11 protein-coding genes and 1 riboswitch are annotated in these 7848 nt (G+C 48.9%); of the genes, 10 read left to right on the top strand and 1 reads right to left on the bottom strand.

The features are described 5' to 3' along the window. The 4 genes from WEIDD23_RS11730 to WEIDD23_RS13835 form a co-directional block, all read left to right on the top strand. The coding region (locus tag WEIDD23_RS11730) for a lactate/malate family dehydrogenase (RefSeq protein ID WP_082778352.1) at nucleotides 1-909 on the top strand (909 nt) is incomplete at its 5' end. Between the two features lie 30 nt (nucleotides 910-939). Beyond that, nucleotides 940-1770 (top strand): MetQ/NlpA family ABC transporter substrate-binding protein, encoded by an 831-nt coding sequence (locus tag WEIDD23_RS11725; protein ID WP_010370596.1) that lies wholly within the window; start codon nucleotides 940-942, stop codon nucleotides 1768-1770. 21 nt (nucleotides 1771-1791) lie between these two features. Continuing rightward, nucleotides 1792-2622 carry a MetQ/NlpA family ABC transporter substrate-binding protein gene (locus WEIDD23_RS11720; RefSeq protein WP_010370598.1) on the top strand — a complete coding sequence of 277 codons (831 nt, stop codon included), beginning with the start codon at nucleotides 1792-1794 and terminating at the stop codon, nucleotides 2620-2622. Between the two features lie 253 nt (nucleotides 2623-2875). Continuing rightward, nucleotides 2876-3049 (top strand): hypothetical protein, encoded by a 174-nt coding sequence (locus WEIDD23_RS13835; RefSeq protein WP_010370600.1) that lies wholly within the window; start codon nucleotides 2876-2878, stop codon nucleotides 3047-3049. 106 nt (nucleotides 3050-3155) lie between these two features. Here the strand turns inward: WEIDD23_RS13835 and WEIDD23_RS11715 are convergent, their stop codons facing one another. Next, nucleotides 3156-3365, bottom strand: coding sequence for a hypothetical protein (locus tag WEIDD23_RS11715; RefSeq protein ID WP_010370603.1), 210 nt, complete (start codon nucleotides 3363-3365; stop codon nucleotides 3156-3158). 104 nt (nucleotides 3366-3469) lie between these two features. Continuing rightward, nucleotides 3470-3565, top strand: a riboswitch (TPP riboswitch). Nucleotides 3566-3635: 70 nt separating this feature from the next. On the opposite strand from WEIDD23_RS11715, the gene thiM reads away from it, so the two are divergent. The 6 genes from thiM to WEIDD23_RS13830 all read left to right on the top strand — a co-directional run. Further along, nucleotides 3636-4400 (top strand): hydroxyethylthiazole kinase, encoded by a 765-nt coding sequence (gene thiM, locus WEIDD23_RS11710; protein WP_237342672.1) that lies wholly within the window; start codon nucleotides 3636-3638, stop codon nucleotides 4398-4400. Continuing rightward, nucleotides 4397-5200: a bifunctional hydroxymethylpyrimidine kinase/phosphomethylpyrimidine kinase gene (thiD, locus tag WEIDD23_RS11705; RefSeq protein ID WP_010370611.1), complete on the top strand. Its 804-nt coding sequence runs from the start codon at nucleotides 4397-4399 to the stop codon at nucleotides 5198-5200. The genes thiM and thiD overlap by 4 nt, the downstream gene beginning before the upstream one ends. Next, entirely contained in the window at nucleotides 5197-5856 is a 660-nt protein-coding gene (gene thiE / locus WEIDD23_RS11700) for a thiamine phosphate synthase (RefSeq protein ID WP_010370613.1), read from the top strand. The genes thiD and thiE overlap by 4 nt, the downstream gene beginning before the upstream one ends. Further along, a complete protein-coding gene (locus WEIDD23_RS11695; RefSeq protein WP_010370617.1) occupies nucleotides 5853-6458 on the top strand; it encodes a TenA family protein in 606 nt (201 codons plus the stop codon). The genes thiE and WEIDD23_RS11695 overlap by 4 nt, the downstream gene beginning before the upstream one ends. A gap of 324 nt (nucleotides 6459-6782) precedes the next feature. Continuing rightward, complete coding sequence (locus tag WEIDD23_RS11690; protein WP_010370620.1) at nucleotides 6783-7559, top strand: hypothetical protein; 777 nt, start codon at nucleotides 6783-6785, stop codon at nucleotides 7557-7559. Nucleotides 7560-7640: 81 nt separating this feature from the next. Beyond that, nucleotides 7641-7848 (top strand): hypothetical protein (locus WEIDD23_RS13830; RefSeq protein WP_207644215.1); only part of this gene is annotated, 208 nt, incomplete at its 3' end.

Here is a 7848-nt window from a genome sequence, read left to right as displayed (position 1 = left end):
GGGTTAGGACACGTCGGGGCCGCCATTGCGCACGGGTTGGTAACCACGAATGGCGCAGATGAATTAATTTTCATCGATACCAACAGCGCTAAAGCGGAAGCAGAGGCCTTGGACTTTCAAGATGCGGCAGCGAATTTGAAGTATGACGTTCACATTGTGGTGAATGACTGGCAAGCGTTGAATGATGCGGATATTGTCATTTCAACGCTGGGACAAATTTCATTACAAAAGACCGGTCAGGCGACTGGTGATCGCTTTGTTGAACTGCAATTCACCAAGCAACAGGTGCGTGGGGTTGCCGATAAGATTGTGGCATCTGGGTTCCATGGCGTCTTAGTGGTGGTGACGAACCCAGTCGATGTCATCACGGCCTTGTACCAACGCTTTACTGGGTTCCCAGCAAATCGGGTTATCGGTAGTGGGACGTTACTGGATACGGCGCGGATGCAACGGGCGGTTGGCGTTGCGTTGGGCGTGAATCCCAAGTCGGTGAGCGGTTACAACTTGGGTGAACACGGTAATTCGCAGTTCACGGCTTGGTCAACGGTCCGCGTCCATGGTGAATTAGTCGGTGATGACGCCGATTTGGATTTGGATGCCTTGGAAGATGAAGCCCGCCGTGGTGGGTACACCGTTTATGCGGGTAAGGAATTTACCAGTTACGGCATTGCAAGTGCCACGATCCATTTGGTTGAAGCGGTGCTCTCAGACTCACATGAAGTCTTGCCGGTTTCAACCTATCAAACGGATTTGGAAACGTACTTGTCTTACCCCGTGGTCGTGGGACGTGCTGGGGTATTACATAAGGCCTCACTGCAATTAACGGACAGTGAACAACAAAAGTTAACGGAGTCGGCGGCCTACATTAAGCAACGCTTTGATGATGTTTACGCTGAATTAGCAGATTAATTGGTTATTAGGAGATAGGAGAAAATTATTATGACGACAAATGGATTGAAGTTTGGGGTAGCAATTGCAGCAACTGTTTTGGCCGGATCAGTGGCCTTGCCAGCCGTGACGGCCAGTGCAGATTCAAAGACGGTCACCGTCGGAATTGTGGGTACCCAGGATGCTGGTTTGTGGAAGACGGTCGCCAAGACGGCTAAGAAGGAATACGGCATTACGCTAAAGACGAAGGTATTCTCGGATTATAACCAACCAAACAAGGCAGTGGCAGATGGTTCATTGGACCTGAACGCGTTCCAACACTACTACTTCCTTGACAACTGGAACCACTCTAACGGTAATTCTGTGAAGGCAATTGGTAAGACGATTATCACGCCAATTCGCTTGTATTCTGAGAAGCACAAGTCACCTAAGGATTTCCAAAAGGGTGACAATATTGCGGTGCCAAATGATGCCACGAATGAAGCTCGCGCATTGATTCTGTTGCAATCAGCTGGCTTAATTACCTTGAAGGATGTGGCCTTGCCAACGGTGAAGGATATTGCGACGAACAAGTTGAACTTGCAGATTAAGGAAGTCGATGCTGCGCAAACACCAACGGCTTTGAAGTCTGAGGCTGGCGCAGTCATTAATACCAACTACGCGCAACAAGCCAAGATTAAGTTGAGCTCGGCTATTTATGTTGAGCCGGTTAACAAGAAGTCAGCTGAATGGATTAATGTGATTGCAGCGTCAAAGAAGCACGCAAATAAGAAGATTTACAAGGAAGTGGTGAAGGCTTACCAGACCAAGGCCACTAAGGCTTACTTGAAGTCTGAATGGGGTCAAGCCGAGCTACCAGCTTGGGATATTACGTTGAAGTAAATAGTTAACAGGGGATATTTTATGCATAAAGTGAAGTTGGGTTTGTTAGTGGCTAGTGCGTTGGTTACGGCCGGGGTTGGCGTCGCCGCCCAAGAACAAGGTGTGTTGGCAGCCGATAATAAGACGGTCACAGTGGGTGTGGTCGGGGATACGGCCCGCGAATTGTGGGAAAACATCGGGCAACGCGCCAAGAAAGAGTATGGCATCACGATTAAGTTGAAGGAATTCAATGACTATGTGAAGCCAAATCAGGCGTTGGTCGATGGGAGTTTGGATTTGAATGCCTTCCAAACCAGGATTTTCTTTGATGATCAGAATAAGAAAATGGGTAGCAAGTTGACGTCGATTGGTAAGACGGTAATTGTACCAATGCGGTTGTACTCGTTGAAAGCCGACAAGCTGAGTGACATCAAGTCAGGGGCCACAATCGCGGTGCCAAACGATGCGACGAACGAGCAACGTGCCTTGAATGTCCTGGTGCAAGCCAAGTTGATCAAGTACAACACCAAGGTGACCGATCCAACAGCGAAGGATATTACCTGGAATCCCAAGAAGTTGAACATCAAGGAAGTTGACGCTGGTCAAGCTGTCTCAGCCTTGAAGACTACGGATGCAGCGGTGATTAACGGTAACTTTGCCCACGATGCCAAGTTAGCGGACAAGGATATTTTGTTAACGCAAAATTTGAAGAAAAATGTTGATCCGTACATTAACTTGATTGCAGCCCGTAAGACGGAGGCTAATAAGAAGGTGTATAAGCAAATTGTGAAGGTATACCAAACCAAGGCCACCAAGGCTGAAATTAAAAAGTTGTTTGGCAATTCACAGTACCCCGCTTGGAATTTGAAGTAAATCCGGAAAATCCGGCACATTATGAAGCGAGCTGACACAAAGGTTGTGTTAGTTCGCTTCTTTTTGTGCTAAAAAGTAAGAAACGTCCCGGAATTGAGCTGAATTTGGCTTGTTTTTGGTAAGAATGGCCGGTGATTGTTAAAACTGTCGCAAACTAGGCCAATTTGCAACCATATCCGCTAATACAGGGGCCAGGGGGTTATTATAATGACAAGGGAAAAAGGAACGCATCGATATTAAGGGGGTTCGTATCATGATGACATTTCTATTTAGTTTGTTTAGCTTGATTGCCGCAGCGGTTTCATTTGCTGGTTACAAGACAATCTTTAAGATTGATGAGAATGATGAAGATGTTGCTGACGTGGTGTCAGCAAAGGTGGCGTCGCATAAGCACGATGCAAACAATGGAATGGCTGCGTCACACTAATTTGGGATTAGTGTGCGCCGTGATACGTCGGGATACCCGTTGGCTGTGGTGGCTGACGGGTTTTTATGTAGTAAAAAAGACTGACGCTAGGTCAGCCTGTTAATCGTTAAATGAGTTGCATAATCCCGGTGATGATGGGACCGAGTGACAAAAGTGCAATGACGATGCCAATGTAAAAACCGTAACCAAACCCCAATAGTTTAAATGGTGAGTCAGTCGGGCGGGCCACCTTTTCGTAGGTTTTGACCGAACGCTTTGACAGCACGATCTCTAATAAGCCGAGTCCGAGCATGATAATCCCCAATAATAATGTCATGATACCGCCTCCTTATGCTCAGTCTAGCAAAAAATCAGTTGGTACAACAGCAAAGCGTTGGTTGTTTTTTGCGCAACTTCTGCTAGACTAAAGAAGAATTAAATATTCACCACTAGGGGAGCCATTTGGCTGAGACGGGAAACCGGACCCTTTGAACCTGTTGAGTTAAGACTTGCGTAGGGAAGATGGTAGACCGACTAGAATGTCTTTCAAATCGATCGATCCGTTTTTTGTTACGCGGGTTGGTCGATTTTTTAGTTTCTAGGAGGAATGATGACAACGTTATTGACCAATATCCGTGAACAACAGCCACTGGTATTAAATGTGGCGAACTTGGTAACCATGCAACGGGTTGCCGATGCAATTAATGTATTGGGGGCATCCCCATTAATGACCGATGAGGTGACCGAAGCCGAAGAACTGGTGGCCATCGCCGATGCTGTCGTGTTGAATACCGGTACCTTATCGGAAGCCCGCTGGCCACTATTTGTTGCGGTTGGGCAAGCGGCTAACCGGCAACACAAGCCTGTTGTTTTGGATCCGGTGGCGGTGGGGATGCAGTACCGGGCGCAGTTTGTGACGCGTTTACTAGACGTGATTAAAGTCGATGTCATTCGAGGCAATGCGGCTGAAATCGGCTGGTTTGCTGGAGTGACTGTGGCGGGCCAAGGAATTGATGCCCATGATACTGACGCCCATGTGGAAAATGCCGTGAACGCAGCCCAACAAACAGGCGCCACGATTGTGCAAACAGGCGTTATTGATGTGATTACCGATGGTCAGTTAACTCGCCAAGTGACAACCAATTCACCGTTGCTGGCGGTGAATGTCGGTGCCGGCGATATGTTAAGTGGCATGGTTGGCGCGTTTGTCGCCGTGACCGATGATTATCTGTTGGCTGGTGAGACTGCTGCGCAAGTGCTGGGCCAAGCTGGGGAACAAGCAACTGCACAGGGGCCTAATCAACCCGGCACGTTTGTTGCGACCTTGTTTGATGTACTGTACCAAATGGCCCAAGCGGAGGTGATCGCATGATTGACGTACCACAAGTCATGACAGTTGCGGGCATTGATGCCAGTGGTGGTGCCGGGGCTAATGCCGATTTGAAAACCTTTCATAACCAAGGCGTGTATGCAGCGTCGATTATCACGGGTTTAACCGCGCAAAATACGTTGGGCGTACAAGCTGTTTTGCCCACCCCAGCCGACTTTGTGACTGCCCAGTTTGATAGTGTGTTAGCAGATTTATCGATTCAAGCGGTGAAAACAGGTGCTTTGTTTGATGCGGAACGAGTCCAAACGGTGGCGGATAATTTGGCGCAAGCCCAAATCCCATTTGTGGTGGTTGACCCAGTCATGGTCGCTAAAGGTGGCGCGCCATTACTAACGGATGACGCAGTGGCTGTGTTGGTTGCCGAATTACTGCCACTGGCGACGGTGATGACACCTAATTTAGCGGAAGCGAGTGTATTACTTGACCGGCCAATTGCGTCGGAAACCGCGATGGTGGCGGCTGCGCATGATTTACGGGCCCTCGGACCAGCAAATGTCGTCTTAAAGGGTGGCCATTTGGCTGACAGTCGCTCAGATGAAGTGGCAGACTATGTTGCACTAGCCGACGGGACGGGGTTCTGGCTCCGGGCGCCGCGGGTGGCAACGAACCGTACCCACGGCACCGGCGATACATTGTCGGCGTATATCACAGCGCATTTGGCTAAGGGTGAAACACTAGCTGCGTTGATGCCAGATGCCAAGCGGTTTATGACAGCAGCGATTTCAGAAACAATTGCTGTCGGTCATGGACACGGACCATTGAATCATTGGGTGACGGGATGAATAAAGATGACTTACAACGCTATTTTGTAGCTGGCTCACAGGACTTTCCAACATTGACCTTGTCGGAATATGAAGCCAAAATTGTGGCGATGATGCAAACCGGGATTACTGCCTATCAGTTCCGGGAAAAAGGGGCTGGGCTGACAGATTCGGCCACCCGTTTGGCGTTAGCGCGTCGATTACAAGCTGCCGCCAAGGCTGCTAATGTCCGATTTTTTATTGATGATGATGTCGATCTTGCGCTAGCAATTGGGGCGGATGGCATCCACGTTGGCCAAGATGACCGTGATATTCGGACGGTGATTGCGGAGACGCCACCCGAGATGATTGTTGGTCTGTCGGTGCGTAATGTGGATGAAATGCAGGCCGCACAAGCAGTGGCCGGACTGGATTATCTGGGGGTCGGGCCAATTTTTGCCACGACGACGAAAGCGGATGCTGCCGATCCGTTGGGCTTGGCCGGTTTAACGACCGTGTTAGCCCATAATGAACACCATTTGCCAACCGTCGGGATTGGTGGTATCAGTCTAGCAACGTTACCAGCGCTGGCTCGGACGGGCCTAGATGGTGTTGCGGTGGTCAGTTTGCTAAGTCAGGCTCCTGATGCCACGACGGTTGTACAGGAGATGACCAGATTATGGGGGATGGCAGAATGAAGCAAGCAGAGCTCGAACAAATTCAAACGAAATGGTTGACGGAGATTATGGCGACCCCGTTCGTGCAAGGCATTCGCACGGGTGACTTGAGCCAGGCGAGCCGGGATTACTATGTTGCCCAAGATGCCCATTACGTGGGGCGTTTTGAGGCGTTACTTGCGCAAACGATGCAACAATTGCCACCGACGTTACGGCGTCGAGCCGCTGTGACAGCCGATGAGGAAGATGCTCATTTAGGGTTGCAACCTAGTGAGCGTTTTCAGCAGATTGATCCGGCACCCCATAATTTGGCATATTTGGCGCATCTTGATCAGACGGTGCAACTAGGTGATCCGTTAGCTAGCATGTTAGCGTTATTACCCTGTACGGAATCGTACGGCCTGATTGCGCAAAAATTAGCCCAAGCGGGTGTAGCCCCCAGTGGATACACAGACTGGGTGGCGTACTATGTGGGGGATGCTTATCAAAGTGCGGTTACCTGGAGCTGGGCAACCGTGGCGCAACTCTTACAGCAAAGCCAGTCAGCGACAATTGACTATGCGGGCATTTACGCGACGTCGTATCAGCATGAACTGACATTTTGGCAAATGGCTGAAAATTAATTGCTGAACAAAATTTTTCATGCTACAATAAAACTATCTTGTGAGGTACCGGTGCGCCGGTGCCTCATTTGTAGTTTATAGAGGAATTGCAACAGGGTTAACAGTTTCGGAGGGGGACTAAATGGTGACGACATTGGCGAAAGAAGACCGTCATAATAAAAACCGCGCCATTGATAAACGGCGCGGTTGGGTGTCATTAGTAACTATAATCATAACGGTACCTCGTTTCGTAGTGACTTCATTGTAACAAGTTTGGGTGAAGAATGTATGGTCGCCACCAAATTTCCGGTATAATGAATGTAAAGCAATTTGGGGGAATTGAACATGGCAAAGTTGACAGAAAATCTGCAGGCAGTAAAACGAGGCGCTCAGCGTTTGGGAGATGATGTAAAACAACGGGCGACGGATACACGGTTAAACATGACGATTAATCGTAAATTGGCCTTGCCGTTCAAAGCGATGAAGCAAAGTCGGCGGGCCGCGATTGCACAGCTAGCGGAATTGTATAAAGCGAATACGATTTCAACGAGTGAATTCAACATTGTGGCGCACCGGTTTGAAACACAATTGGTGGCAGATGTTAATGAAGCCATGCGTAATATGGTCGTGGCGTTTATGACCGATGAAGCGACGCAACAGTTTGAATTTGATGCGGAATTGGTGCATGACGTGCAGTTATCAGTGGTGACGCCAACCAACTACGTGAAGTTGGCCACTAATCCGGCCGGAAAGTCGATTAGCAACGCAACTAAGCGAGCAGTTGTGTTGCAAGCGGGGCAAATGGCGATTTCACAAGCAGCCAAGTTACGGAAGAAAACTAACAGCACAGGCACGACGAAACGGGGGTCGGGCGTTGCGAAAGGTTTGGCGGTTGACGCCGCCGTTGCTGGTATCGGCATGGCTGCCGAAACGATTCAGCAACAATTGATGGCCCGTAAACAATTTAAAGTGTCAGGCTTACAAGGCGAATATGATAGCGTTCTGCAACAAGTAGCAGAACAAGTTGAAGCCTTCAAGGCTAGTCTACAAGTGGCCGATCCAGGTTTGAAATTGTTACCAATGACTGAGTTGATTGATGACGCAACAGATCAGCAAGATTAAATAACCGGTAACACCATAGCGTTTGTTATGGTGTTTTCATTTGCAAATGCTTATACTGGTAGGCAAATCAGATTGTGAGGGATGCAATTGAAAAGACTAGGATTAAGTTTGGCAGCTGTGACAGCGGTGATACTGTTCACGACTGGCAACGTTCAGGCGGCTGATCAGGCAACCGAACGGATTAAACAATTAGACACAACGTTGGAACAAGCCCAGGAAGTGACGCTGGTGCAGAAATTCTTCCGGTTATCGACGTCGTACGATGTCCGGGTAGCTGGTAAATCAGTTG

Source organism: Weissella sp. DD23 (assembly GCF_001579105.1).
Taxonomy (GTDB): Bacteria; Bacillota; Bacilli; order Lactobacillales; family Lactobacillaceae; genus Weissella; species Weissella cibaria.
This window is presented reverse-complemented; position numbering and strand designations above follow the sequence as displayed.